9 protein-coding genes are annotated in these 12325 nt (G+C 65.6%); 5 read left to right on the top strand and 4 right to left on the bottom strand.

The window, feature by feature from the left end; translation table 11 throughout:
- Positions 1 to 70: 70 nt before the first annotated feature.
- The 3 genes from ABQY74_RS09215 to ABQY74_RS09205 all read right to left on the bottom strand — a co-directional run bounded on the left by ABQY74_RS09215 (position 71) and on the right by ABQY74_RS09205 (position 7298).
- Positions 71 to 2794 carry a TonB-dependent receptor gene (locus tag ABQY74_RS09215; RefSeq protein ID WP_104589189.1) on the bottom strand — a complete coding sequence of 908 codons (2724 nt, stop codon included), beginning with the start codon at positions 2792 to 2794 and terminating at the stop codon, positions 71 to 73.
- A 339-nt stretch (positions 2795 to 3133) separates the two neighbouring features.
- A complete protein-coding gene (locus ABQY74_RS09210) occupies positions 3134 to 6064 on the bottom strand; it encodes a TonB-dependent receptor (protein WP_349794260.1) in 2931 nt (976 codons plus the stop codon).
- Between the two features lie 262 nt (positions 6065 to 6326).
- A complete protein-coding gene (locus tag ABQY74_RS09205; protein WP_016903232.1) occupies positions 6327 to 7298 on the bottom strand; it encodes a LysR family transcriptional regulator in 972 nt (323 codons plus the stop codon).
- Positions 7299 to 7671: 373 nt separating this feature from the next.
- On the opposite strand from ABQY74_RS09205, the gene ABQY74_RS09200 reads away from it, so the two are divergent.
- The 5 genes from ABQY74_RS09200 to fdxA all read left to right on the top strand — a co-directional run bounded on the left by ABQY74_RS09200 (position 7672) and on the right by fdxA (position 11670).
- Positions 7672 to 8304 carry a 2-dehydro-3-deoxy-6-phosphogalactonate aldolase gene (locus ABQY74_RS09200; protein WP_039520823.1) on the top strand — a complete coding sequence of 211 codons (633 nt, stop codon included), beginning with the start codon at positions 7672 to 7674 and terminating at the stop codon, positions 8302 to 8304.
- Entirely contained in the window at positions 8301 to 9449 is a 1149-nt protein-coding gene (gene dgoD / locus ABQY74_RS09195) for a galactonate dehydratase (RefSeq protein WP_024939784.1), read from the top strand. Before ABQY74_RS09200 ends, dgoD begins: the two co-directional genes overlap by 4 nt.
- On the top strand, positions 9443 to 10354 hold the full coding sequence (locus ABQY74_RS09190) for an SMP-30/gluconolactonase/LRE family protein (RefSeq protein ID WP_349794262.1): 912 nt from the start codon (positions 9443 to 9445) through the stop codon (positions 10352 to 10354). Before dgoD ends, ABQY74_RS09190 begins: the two co-directional genes overlap by 7 nt.
- Positions 10351 to 11229, top strand: a complete 879-nt coding sequence (locus ABQY74_RS09185) for a 2-dehydro-3-deoxygalactonokinase (RefSeq protein WP_349794264.1) — start codon at positions 10351 to 10353, stop codon at positions 11227 to 11229. The genes ABQY74_RS09190 and ABQY74_RS09185 overlap by 4 nt, the downstream gene beginning before the upstream one ends.
- A gap of 117 nt (positions 11230 to 11346) precedes the next feature.
- On the top strand, positions 11347 to 11670 hold the full coding sequence (gene fdxA, locus ABQY74_RS09180; protein WP_006453280.1) for a ferredoxin FdxA: 324 nt from the start codon (positions 11347 to 11349) through the stop codon (positions 11668 to 11670).
- A gap of 120 nt (positions 11671 to 11790) precedes the next feature.
- On the opposite strand, the gene ABQY74_RS09175 is transcribed toward fdxA, so the two are convergent.
- Complete coding sequence (locus ABQY74_RS09175) at positions 11791 to 12309, bottom strand: hypothetical protein (protein ID WP_026064956.1); 519 nt, start codon at positions 12307 to 12309, stop codon at positions 11791 to 11793.
- Positions 12310 to 12325 lie beyond the last annotated feature (16 nt).

Here is a 12325-nt window from a genome sequence, read left to right as displayed (position 1 = left end):
GGAAAAACACCGGCCCGACGGGCTGCCTGCACAGCTCGCCGGACCGGAGACGCACTTCCTACGGCGCGTTCTACAGGCTGGCCCGCAATGTCAGGCCATACCGACGATCGTTGATCACGAAGTCACGGTAGCGCGACTCGGTGCCCAGATAGCTTTCGCGACGGGTATCGAGCAGATTCACGCCATCGAGCGAAATCGACCACACATCATTGATGTTGAAACGCAGCGAGGCATCCAGCTGGCCGAAGCCCTTGTTGTAGACCGGCAGGTTGCCGGTGCCGTTGCCCGCGGTGGTCACCAGCCAGTCGCTGCGCCAGTTGTAGGCCACACGGCCCTGGAAGCGCGAGGTTTCGTAGCTGAGGATCGCGTTGTAGCTGTTCTTGGACAGGCCTTCCAGCGGCACGGTCAGTGCCTGGCCGTTGGTGTCGGTGGCAGTGGGACTCGGTGCCTCGCTGTCGACATAGGTGTAGTTGGTCTGCAGGCCGAAGCCGCTCAGCCAGCCCGGCAGGAAGTCGAAGAACTGCGTGTAGCCCAGTTCCGCACCGCGGATCTTGCCGGCATCGCCGTTGACCGGACGGGTGATCTGCCAGACCTGGCCGTCGTAGACCTCGTTGAAGACGGCATTGGCGATGAAGCCTTCGACCTTCTTGTAGAACAAGGTGCCGTACATCATCGAGCCCTGGCCGAAGTACCACTCCAGCGCGGTGTCGAACTGGTCGGCCTTGACCGCTTCCAGACTCGGGTTACCCGCGGTCCCGGTGAAGGTCGAGGCACCATTGGAGGTGCCGGTGCTCAGGCTCAGGTTCGGGTTGAGCCGGTCGAAGGTGGGACGGGAGATGCCGCGCGAGGCCGCAAAACGCCACTGCAGCTGATCGCTCAGCATCCAGCGCAGGTTCAAGCTGGGCAGCACGTCGGTATAGGTCTGCTGCGCATCCACCGGGATCAGGCCACCGCCTTCGCTGTCGGTCCCGGTGCGCACGCCCTGCGAGCCCACCTCGGTCCGCACCACACGCACGCCGATGTTGCCGTCGAACGGAATCGAGTCGCTGTCCACGCCAAAGCGCAACACGCCATAGGCCGCGTAGGTCTTCTCGTTCTGCGTATTGATGTTGTTGGGCGCAAATTCCAGCGGGCTGGCACCAAAGGTGGCCAGGGTCTGCTCGTAGTTGGCGACTGCCGAGTCGGCAGCCGTCAGCGTGCGGCCAAAGGTGCTGCTCTCACCGCGGAAGAAGTCGGTGATCGGGTTGGTCACCAGGCCGATGGTCGGGTACTGCGAGAACGGGGTGCCCGAGCAATCGTTGATGCACATGAAGCGGTAGATATTGCCCTTGGTCTCGGCATCGCGGTCGGTGTAACGCACACCGGCCTTGAAGCTGCGCACGAAGTCGCTGTCGAAGGCCAGGTCCATGTCGGCGCGCCAGGCGAACTCGGTGCCCTTGTTGTCGTCCTTGTTGTCCAGGTGCCAGCGCCAGCCGTCGTAGTTGTTGGCATCGGCCAGGTAGCCTTCCGCGCCGCTGGCATCGGTCACCGACAGGCGCGGCAGATCGCCACGGAAGTCGACGTTGAACTGCGGGCTGGTGTCCTGCCCGGTGGCGATGATGTAGCGCGTGCCCTTGGTGGTGGCATCGACGTACTGGAAGTCGGTGCTCAGAGTCAGCTTCTCGTTGACCGTCCACTTGGCACCCAGCGAGTAATCGGTGGTCACCGAATGCCGCTCGGTCAGGCTGGTGTTGGATTCGGTCGGCACGTTCTGGAACGAGCCATTGACGAACTCGTTGCGGTCGTTGACCTGGATACCCGGCAAGCCCTGCATCGGGTTGGCGCCGGTCAGGGCGAAGAACGAATAATCGTGCCAGCTGAAGTCGTAATCCGAACGCAGCACCTGCGTATAGACCTCGACCGAATCGTTCGGGCGCCACTGCATCGCGAACGCACCAGTCTTGCGCTCGCGCTCGCCGATGGTGGTGTTGATGCCGGCGCCGTGCGGCACCGACACGCCCTGGCCTTCATAGCCCGGCAGATCGGTTTGCGTATACCACGGCTCGATCGAGATGGTGTCCTGGCGGAACGGGCTCTTCTGCTGCGAGTAGTTCACCAGCAGGCCGATCTCGCCGATGCCGGTCTGCCAGCGATCGCTGAACAGGCCCGAGAACGCCGGCTTGCCGTCGTCGGCCAGGTCGTAATAGTTGTATTGGACGCTGCCGGCGATCTTGCGGCCGTCGTAGTCGAACGGCAGGCGCGTGCGCAGGTCGACGGTGCCGCCCAGGCCACCTTCGATCATGTCGGCCGAGGGATTCTTGTACACGTTGACGCCGCCGAGCAATTCGGCCGACACGTCCTCGAAGCTCAGGCCACGGCCATCGTTGGCGGTGAAGATGTCACGGCCATTGAGTTCAGTGCGCACCTGGGTCAGGCCGCGGATGGCGATCGAGCTGCCTTCGCCGTAGTTGCGCGAGATCTGGATACCGGAGATGCGCTGCAGCGCCTCGGCGACGTTGTTGTCGGGCAGCTTGCCGATGTCTTCGGCAACGATGGAATCGACGATCTGCTCGGCGTTCTGCTTGACCAGCTGCGCCTTGGTGACGCTGCTGCGCGTGCCGGTGACCTGCACGGTGTCGAGCTGCTGGGTGGTGGAGTCCTGGGCCGGGGCGGCAGTGGTGGTCGCGTCCTGCGCGTAGGCCTGCGCGCTCAACAGCGTGGCCACACTGAGGGCCATCACGGAGCGGCGGAAATCACGGATCGAACGCTGACCCACAGTCCGGCCTGCCGGAATGTGGCGATGTTGCACTGACATGGTGCTCCCTCCCAGGACGCATGTACTTCTAGTTTTTAGCGGGTCGGTGCGCGAACGCCCTGCCCGTCGTTGGTGCTGGCCCGCATCCGCCCACGACCGGTAGGCCGGGCGGGTGCGATGCGTGGTAATCCTGACGAGGCTTACCTAGCGGCTGCGGCCGGAGCATAGGGCGGCGCCGTCGTGCCACACCAATGAAATATTCCTGGAAAGGTATTCGTAAAACCTATAGCAACGCCGACAAACCCGCCGGGTCTGGCATTGCGGATCCGGATGGCCGGATCGGTCAAAGCGGGCTCAAGTCTGCGAGCCCGCACACGGCAGTTCCGTGATGGCCTTCGCTTACCAGTTCATGCGCAGCACCAGCGAATAGCGCCGGTCGTTGACGAACGAGGAGCGTGTATACAGACGCGGGTCCACCTCACCGCCTTCGTACGAGGTCGGCCCCATCAACACCTTGGTCACCGTGTTGGTCAGGTTGTTGACCTGCACGCCCAGTTGCAGGTGCTCGTTGAAGCGGTAGAAGAACGAGCCGTCGAGCTGGCCATAGTCGTCGGCCCAGGTCGGCAGACGGGTGGATGCATCGCTGGTGGTCAGAAGGTAGCGCGAGCGCCAGTTGTAGGCCAGGCGCAGCGACAACGGGCCCTTCTCGTAGATACCGGCCAGGTTGTAGCTGCGCCGCGACAGGCCTTCCAGCGGCAACTCGACACCGGTGACGGTGGTATTGGTGTAAGGGTCGGTGGCGGTGTTGGCGCCGCCCTGGCTGTCGACGAAGGTGAAGTTGGCATTGACGCCGAACCCGCTCAGCCAGCCCGGCAGCTGATCGAAGAACTGGGTATAGCCCAGCTCCACGCCGCGGATGGTGCCCTCGTTCATGTTGTACGGGCGCGTCACCAGCCAGGGGCGGTTGTCGTAGATCTCGCTGCGGGTCTGGGTGGAGAAGTAATCCTTGACCTTCTTGTAGAACAGCGTGGCGTACAGCATGTCGCTGGTGTCGAAATACCACTCCAGCGCGGTGTCGAACTGGTTGGCCACCATCGGCTTGAGGTTCGGGTTGCCGGCGGTGCCGACAAAATCGGTGGCCTGGCCGGCGTCGTTGGTCTCCACGTTGAGCAACACGTACGGCTGCAGCTGGGTGTAGTCCGGGCGCGCCATCGCCTTGGAGGCGGCAAAGCGCCATTGCAGGCTGTCGGTGAAGCGCAGCCGCAGGTTCAGGCTGGGCAGCACGTTGGTATAGCTGCCCTGGGAGTTGTTCTCGAAGTACTGCCCGGTATAGCGCGCCTGCAGCTCCGGCGAGACATTGAGCCCGGCCAGGTTCTGGAACTGGCCGAAGCCTTCGGCCTGGGTCTTGGTCTGCACCACGCGGATGCCGATGTTGCCGTCCACCGGCACGCCCCAGGCCTCGTCGTTGCCGAAGTACAGCGCCGCGTAGGCGGCCTGGGTGCGTTCGTGCTGGCGGTTGGTGTCCTGCGGCTGATAGGTGTCCGGCGCCCAGCCGTAGCCGCGCAGCGCCACGATCTGCTGGATCATCTGCGAGGCGGAGCGGTAGTTGTTGACCAGGCTGCTGTTGGGCACCACCAGCGTGGTCGGCACGTTCACTCCGCCGCGAAAGAAGTCGGAGAAGGTGAACAACGACGACTGGTCGGTCATGAACTCGGACATATTCGCCAGGCCGTTGCTGGTGCCCGGAATGGCGGCCCAGTTGTCGGAGATCACGCCCCAGTTGTAGCCGGAATTCTTGTTGATCTGGTTGCGGTCGGTGGCGCGCATGCCGAAGCGCGCAAAGCGCAACCAGCTGCTGTCATCGAAGGTGTATTCCAGGTCCACGCGCGTGGACAGCTGCCGCCCGCGGTTCTTGCCCAGGTGGTCCATTGCCGCCGCCCAGAAGTAGTTGGACGGGTCCTGGGTAAAGGCCGGATTGGCGATCTGCACGCTGGGATACTTGCCCGACACGTCGTACGACAGGCCCGGCAGATAGGTCGCACTGAACACGGTGAAATCCAGCTGTTCGTTCTCCGACTCCACCAGCTGCATATCGCCCTTGATCTGCAGGTTGTCGTTGAAGAAATGGCTGAAGCCCACCGACATGTCGGTGGTGGTGGTGCGCTGTTCGGAATAGCGGTTATCGGTATTGAAGCGCACACCATCGCCGGTGAGCACCCCGCGCCACGAGCTGGATACCGGCGAGCCGCGCAGGAAGGCGCCGCGATCGTCGTAGTCGAAGGTGGTGCCCGGTGCCGGCGTGATGCTGTTGTTGCTGTCGTTGAAGAACGCGGCGCGCTCCTGCCAGTTCATCTCGTAGCGCGAGCGCAGGAACTGCGCATAGATCTCGGTGGCATCGCTGGGCTTCCACTGGAACGCCGCCGCGATCCCGTCGCGCTTGCGCTCGAAATCCAGCTGACGCCAGTTCACCCCGCCCGGCACGAACACTTCGCTGCGCCCGCTGCCGGCCAGCACGGCCTCATCGGTCCGCCGCACGTACGGCTCCACCTGGATGCCGTCCGAGCGCGTGGCCAGCTCCGAATGCGCGACATCGATCATGAAGCCCATTTCGCCGATGCCGGTGTTCCAGCGGTCGCTGAACAGGAACGAGGCCGACGGCTTGTACTTCTTGCTCATGTCGCCGTAGTTGTAATCGACGTTACCGCCAACGATCCGGCCCGGATTGTCGAACGGCATGCGCGTGCGCAGATTGACCGTGCCGCCCAGCCCGCCTTCGATGATTTCCGCCGAGGGGTTCTTGTAGACGTCCACACCGGCCATCAACTCGGCCGGCACGTCTTCGAAGCTCAGGCCGCGACCGCTGGCGGCGCTGAAGATGTCGCGCCCATTGAGTTCGCCGCGCACCTGGGTCAGGCCGCGAATCATCACGCCGCTGCCTTCGGCGGAGAAATGGTCCGGGTCGCTGCGTGCGGCGAAGTGATCGATGGTCACGCCGCTGACGCGCTGCAGGGTTTCGGTGACGCTGCGGTCGGGCAAGGCGCCGATGTCCTCGGCACTGACCGAATCCACGATCTGGCTGGCATCGCGCTTGATCACCTGCGACTTGATCAGGCTGGCGCGCACGCCGCGCACTTCCACTGTGTCCAGATCCACCGCGCTGCCGGCGGTCTTGCCGGCCGGGGCGGTCGAGGACGATTGGGTCTGTTGTGCGTACACCGGTGCGGCGAGCAACAGCCCGATGCTGACGGCCATGGCGGAATGACGCAAACGCGGGGTACGACGTGCGTGCACGCCCGTCCCTGCCGAGGCATGGCTTGAAAACTTGTACATCTGAATCCCTCCCAGGACGCAAGACGACTGAAGACTGGTTGTCGCGGCACCGTCAACGGGCCGCATGATCGTGCAGGACGCGGACGTCGCCGCCCGGCTCCACTTCTCACTGCATGGCGGCTTGGCCGCCGATCACCTGCCCGACTTCACGTGCGCTTCAGCGTGCGATCTGGCTCACAGATATAGGCGCGTGGTCTAGCGCCAGCCAATGAAAAATTCACAGCCTGGTATGCCGTGCCGGAATACAAATGGAAGAGCCCGCTTAACCAGTGGATTCCGGCCCGCGCAGACCGGGGTACAAACGCCGCGCGGTGGTGCGCAGCGCCTGCAGAATGCGCTCGGCCCCGGGCGGCAGGATGTAATCGCGCCGCCGGATGATGCCGAACGACTCCATGCGGACGCCCAGCTCGATCGGCAGCACGGTCAGCAGCTTGGCCTGGATCAGCGGCGCCACCGACTCCACCGGCAAGGCGGTCAGCATGTCGGTGCCGCGCAGCAGCGTGGAGGTCACCGGCAGCGACGAGGTCTCGATCGCGTTGGTCGGCGTCTGCACGCCGTGCTCCATGAACATCGAATCCAGCCGCGCGCGCAGCACGCTGTCGGCCGGCGGCAGGATCCAGCCATGCCGCACCAGATCCGCATGCTGCAGGCCGGCCCGGCTGGCCAGCGGGTGGCCGGCACGCGCGATCACCGAATGCGGCTCGTCGGCCAGCGGCTCGAACTCCAGCTCGCCCACGCCTTCGGGCCCCAGGATGCGGCCGATCACGATGTCCAGCTGGCCGTCCAGCAACTTGGCCACCAGCGGGCGGCTGTAGTCCATTTCCACCCGCACCAGGATGTCGGGGAACTCGCGCTTGACCTCGGCGATCGCCTGCGGCACCAGGTTGGTGCCCGGATTGACCACGGTGCCGATCGAGGCCTGGCCCATGCGCCCGGCGCGCAACGCGGCGATTTCTTCCTGCGCCCGGCCGATCTCCGACATCGCCGCACGCGCACGCCGGATCAGCACATGGCCGTACCAGGTGGGCTCCACCCCGCGGGCATGCCGCTCGAACAGTTTGACCCCCAGCATGTCTTCCATTTCCGCCAGCAGCTTGGAGGCGGCCGGTTGGGTCATGCTGGCGGCCTCGGCCGCACGCAGCACCGAGCGTTGTTCGTGCAGATGCAGCAGCAGCAGCAGCTGGCGCGTCTTGAGGCGGGCAGCGTTGAACCAGGGAGTGCCGGAATTTGCCATGGGGTATCGCCACGCAGCTGTATTCGTAGGAGGAATAGAATATGCCGAAAATTTCATTTGCAGCACATATCTCCCCGCGCGAGGCTATCGAACGCCGCAGCAGGAGCCCCTACCTCCCGGGCGCGGCCAGAACAGACGTGACCCATCTTCCACGAGATGGCAACACGCACGCCATGATTGCGGAGGTGGACGACGATGACGGCAACTTGCCGGCCAATTGCAGGCCGTTGGAGTGCGCACGCAAGTGCAGCAGCCACCTCGTCGCGGCCGTCTGTCGCCCTCCGTGCGCTGCCGTGCAGCGCTGCAACTTCCCCCGACGCTGGCGCCCATCCGGACGCTGGCGGCCGCTTTCCGCTCTATCGCGAGTAACACGATGACCTCAGACACCACCGCCAGCCTGTTCGCCCTGCCGCTGATCGCCATCCTGCGTGGCATCACGCCGGAAGAAACGCTCGACCATGTCGGTGCACTGATCGACGCCGGCTTCGACGCGATCGAGATTCCGCTCAATTCGCCGCGCTGGGCCGAGAGCATCGCCCTGGCCCAGCAGACCTACGGCGAGCGCGCCTGGATCGGCGCAGGCACCGTGCTGCGCAACGACGATGTCGACACCCTGGCCGAGATCGGTGCGCGCTTCATCGTCACCCCGAATACGCGCCCGTCGCTGATCCGCCATGCGGTGTCGCGCGGGCTCACCGTGGTCGCCGGTTTCGCCACCGCCAGCGAGGCGTTCGACGCCATCGATGCCGGCGCAACGATCCTGAAGTTGTTCCCCGCAGCCACCTATGGCGCCGCGCATGTGCGCGCGCTGCGCTCGGTGCTGCCCAAGCACATTCCGGTCTACGTGGTCGGCGGCGTCAGCCCGCAGACCCTGGCCGGCTTCCTTGCCCAGGGCGCCGCCGGCGCCGGCATCGGTGGCGAACTGTACAAACCCGCGCAATCGCTCGAAACGACCCAGACGCATGCACGCGCCTTCGTGCAGGCCTACCAGGAACTGCAAGGATGAAGATCACCCGCCTCACCACCTACCACGCCGCACCGCGCTGGCTGTTCCTCAAGGTCGAAACCGACGAGGGCATCACCGGCTGGGGAGAGCCGGTCATCGAAGGCCGCGCGCGCTCGGTGGAAGCCGCCGTGCACGAACTGGCCGGCTACGTCGTCGGCAAGGATCCGGCGCGCATCAACGACCTGTGGCAGACCATGTACCGCGCCGGTTTCTACCGTGGCGGCGCCATCCTGATGAGCGCCATCGCCGGTATCGACCAGGCCTTGTGGGACATCAAGGGCAAGGCCCTGGGCGTGCCGGTGTACGAACTGCTGGGCGGGCTGGTGCGCGATCGCATGAAGACCTATCGCTGGGTCGGCGGCGACCGCCCGGGCGCGATCATCCAGCAGATCACCGACTACCGTGCACTGGGCTTTGACACCTTCAAGTTCAACGGCACCGAGGAAATGAAGCTGATCGACAGCGCGCGCGCGGTCGATGCGGCGGTGGTCAAGGTCGCCGAGATCCGCGAAGCCTTCGGCAACAGCATCGATTTCGGCATCGACTTCCACGGCCGCGTCGGCGCGCCGATGGCCAAGGCGCTGCTGCGCGAGCTGGAGCCGTTCAAGCCGCTGTTCGTCGAGGAACCGGTGCTGGCCGAGCAGGCCGAGTACTACCCGCGCCTGGCCGCGAGCACCTCGATTCCGCTGGCGGCCGGCGAGCGCATGTTCTCGCGCTTCGAATTCAAGAACGTACTGTGCGCCGGCGGTATCGGCATGGTGCAGCCGGACCTGTCGCATGCCGGCGGTATCACCGAGTGCGTCAAGATCGCCGCGATGGCCGAAGCCTACGATGTCGGCTTCGCCCCGCACTGCCCGCTCGGGCCGATCGCGCTGGCCGCCTGCCTGCACGTGGACTTCGTTTCGCACAACGCGGTGCTGCAGGAACAGAGCATCGGCATCCACTACAACGAAGGCGCCGACCTGCTCGATTACGTGATCAATAAAGACGATTTTCAGTGTGTCGATGGCAGTATCGCCGCGCTGCCCAAGCCCGGGCTCGGTGTGGAGATCGACGAAGACATGCTCAAGCGCGCAAACGAAAATCCGCCGGACTGGCGCAACCCGGTCTGGCGTCACAGCGATGGCAGCATCGCCGAATGGTAAGCACGCCCGAACACACCGCCGTGCTGGCGGTCGACAGCCGCTGCACGCATGGCGAAGGCGTGCTGTGGTGCGAGCAACGTGAAGCGCTGTACTGGGTGGACATCAGCGAGAAGCGGCTGTGGCGGCATCATCCGCACAGCGCACACACGCAGTACTGGACGCTGCCGGACCGCCCCGGTTGCCTCGGCCTGATGGACGACGGCCGCGTGATGATCGCGCTAGCCAAGTCGGTCTGCATCGCCGACCCGGACAACGCCAACGACGACACGCTGCCGCTCGAGCACCTGGCCGATATCGAAGCCGACAACCCGCATACGCGCAGCAACGACGGCCGCGCCGACCGCAACGGCAACCTCGTGTTCGGCACCATGGACGAGCACGACCACAAGGCCGCACGCGGCGCGATATACCAGTTCTCGCTGCGCCACGGCCTGCGTGCATTGCCGCTGCCGGGCGTGTCGATCCCCAACTCGATCTGCTTCAGCCCCGACGGCCGCACGCTGTATTACTGCGACTCGCTGCGCCCGCAGATCCTGTGCTGCGATTACGACGCCGACACTGCGCAGACCAGCAACGTGCGCGTGTTCACCACGCTGGATCGCGACGATGCCGAGCCGGACGGCTCCATCATCGACAGCGAAGGCCATCTGTGGAATGCGCAATGGCGCGCCTGGCGCGTGGTGCGTTACCGCCCCGACGGCAGCATCGAGCGCATCGTGCAGTTGCCGGTCAAGCACCCCACCTGCAGCGCCCTCGGCGGCGCCACGCTGGACCGCCTGCACGTGATCAGCTCGCGCCTGGACCACAGCGCCGAAGAACTGGCGCGCACGCCGGAAGCCGGCGGTCTGTACGTCTGCGACGTGCCGATCAAGGGCCTGCCCGAGAGCCGGGTGACCAGCGCATGATCGCCATCGACTGGGGCACCAGCAGCCTGCGTGGCTACCTGCTCGCTGCCGACGGCACGGTGCTGGAGCAACGCCGCGGCAGCGACGGCATCCTGGCCTGCCAGGGCCGCTTCGCCGACGTGCTGAGCACGCTGATCGACGGCTGGGACGGCCCGCTGCTGCTGTCGGGCATGATCGGCAGCCGCAATGGCTGGGTCGAGCAGGCCTATCTGCCCTGCCCGGCCGATACCACCGCACTGGCGCAGGCGATGCGCAGCTACGCCGACCTGCTGCCCGGACGCACGCTGTGGTTCGTGCCCGGCGTAAGCACCGGCGAGCAGCACGGTGTGCCCGATGTCATGCGTGGCGAGGAAACCCAGCTGGTCGGCCTGATCGCCGCACTCGGCGACGGCGAGCACGTCGCCTGCCTACCCGGCACCCACAGCAAATGGGCGCAGATCGCGCACGGCCAGCTGACCGGTTTCGCCACCGTCATGACCGGCGAGCTGTATGCGGTGCTGCGCCAGCACAGCATCCTGGGCAAGCTGATGCAGGAGGACCCTGCGGACCTGGACACCGATGCCTTCGCGCAAGGCGTCGACCGCAGCGCCGCGCCCGGCGGCCTCAGCCACCACCTGTTTGGCGCCCGCACGCTGGGCCTGTTCGACCGCCTCGCCGCCACCGCGCTGCCGTCCTACCTCTCGGGCCTGCTGATCGGCCACGAACTGCGCGAGCAGCGCGGCACTCACGCCACCGTGCACCTGGTCGGCAGCCCCGGCCTGGCGCAGCGCTACGCGCTGGCGCTGGCGCAGTTGGGCGTGCAGACGCAGCTGCATCCGGAAGATCTGGCTGCCACGGGATTGTTCGCGCTGGCCAGGCAGCGCGGGCTGGCCTGACCGGAGACGGTCAGGACCGCGCCGAGCGGCCAGGGCTGGAGGCCGACAAATCCCGGCCAACCCCACACCGGCCACCGGACTGCTTTAGAATTGACAGGCTAAACGCCGGATTCCGCCATGCCTTTTGTTGTCACCGAAAACTGCATCAAGTGCAAATACACCGACTGCGTCGAGGTCTGTCCGGTGGATTGCTTCCACGTCGGCCCGAATTTCCTGGTCATCGACCCGGATGAGTGCATCGACTGCACGCTGTGCGAGCCGGAATGCCCGGCCAATGCGATCTACCCGGAAGACGACGTCCCGGCAGGCCAGGAAGGCTTCGTCGCGCTCAACGCCGAGCTGGCCAAGGCCTGGCCGGTGCTGACCGTGCGCCAGGAGCCGCTGCCCGATGCCGCCGAGTGGGATGGCAAGCCGAACAAGTTGCCGCTGCTGCAACGCTGAAACAGCGCCTGGCAGCATCCAGCCGGGCGACAACGCAGCAACCAAGCGACAGCAACGCATCAGAATGCAAAACGGGCGCCCGAAGCGCCCGTTCTGCTGTCTGCGATTGCTGCAGCGGCCTCAGCCGCCCAGCTTGCCCTTCAACGCCGTGATGACCGCCACCGGCGCTGCCGCAGTGGCCGGCATGCCGCGCGGGTCCACCGCCGACACATAGCTGCCGGCTTCGACCTTCACCACGCGTACCAGGAAGCTGGAGCCTTCGTAGCTGACGTCGTAGGAACCGAGCATCTGCGCCTTGCTGGCGATGGTCAGGCCGGGAATGTCGGCCAGTGCCGCGCCGACCTTGGCGAACACCTCGTCGCGCTCGCCCGGCGTGGTGAAACCGCTGTTGGCGCTGGCGGACGGCGGCGCCGAAGTGTTCTGCTGCGCGCTTGATGCCAGCGTCGGCACCTTCATCGCACCGGAGGTGTCGGGCAGGTTCAGATCCGGCGGCACTTCCAGCGGACGGGCTTCCGGGGCCAGCGCGTAGTCACCGCGTGCGCCCTTGTGGAACCAGCTGCAACCGCTCGTGGCGGCGACGGTGGCGGTCGCCAGCAACGCGAGCGAGAGCACGCGGACGGGGGAAACGGAATGACGCATCGATAGATCTCCTGGG

Source organism: Xanthomonas sp. WHRI 7064 (assembly GCF_040202355.2).
GTDB classification, from domain to species: Bacteria; Pseudomonadota; Gammaproteobacteria; order Xanthomonadales; family Xanthomonadaceae; genus Xanthomonas; species Xanthomonas arboricola.
Note: the sequence above shows the minus strand (reverse complement) of the source record. Positions and strands in the feature narration are given on the sequence as shown.

Excerpts from the sequence above, each read along its gene's own strand:
- ABQY74_RS09175 (WP_026064956.1), bottom strand. The coding sequence starts at position 12,309 with ATGCGTCATTCCGTTTCCCCCGTCCGCGTGCTCTCGCTCGCGTTGCTG.
- fdxA (WP_006453280.1), top strand. The coding sequence starts at position 11,347 with ATGCCTTTTGTTGTCACCGAAAACTGCATCAAGTGCAAATACACCGAC.
- ABQY74_RS09215 (WP_104589189.1), bottom strand. The coding sequence starts at position 2,794 with ATGTCAGTGCAACATCGCCACATTCCGGCAGGCCGGACTGTGGGTCAG.
- ABQY74_RS09185 (WP_349794264.1), top strand. The coding sequence starts at position 10,351 with ATGATCGCCATCGACTGGGGCACCAGCAGCCTGCGTGGCTACCTGCTC.
- ABQY74_RS09190 (WP_349794262.1), top strand. The coding sequence starts at position 9,443 with ATGGTAAGCACGCCCGAACACACCGCCGTGCTGGCGGTCGACAGCCGC.
- ABQY74_RS09200 (WP_039520823.1), top strand. The coding sequence starts at position 7,672 with ATGACCTCAGACACCACCGCCAGCCTGTTCGCCCTGCCGCTGATCGCC.
- ABQY74_RS09205 (WP_016903232.1), bottom strand. The coding sequence starts at position 7,298 with ATGGCAAATTCCGGCACTCCCTGGTTCAACGCTGCCCGCCTCAAGACG.
- dgoD (WP_024939784.1), top strand. The coding sequence starts at position 8,301 with ATGAAGATCACCCGCCTCACCACCTACCACGCCGCACCGCGCTGGCTG.
- ABQY74_RS09210 (WP_349794260.1), bottom strand. The coding sequence starts at position 6,064 with ATGTACAAGTTTTCAAGCCATGCCTCGGCAGGGACGGGCGTGCACGCA.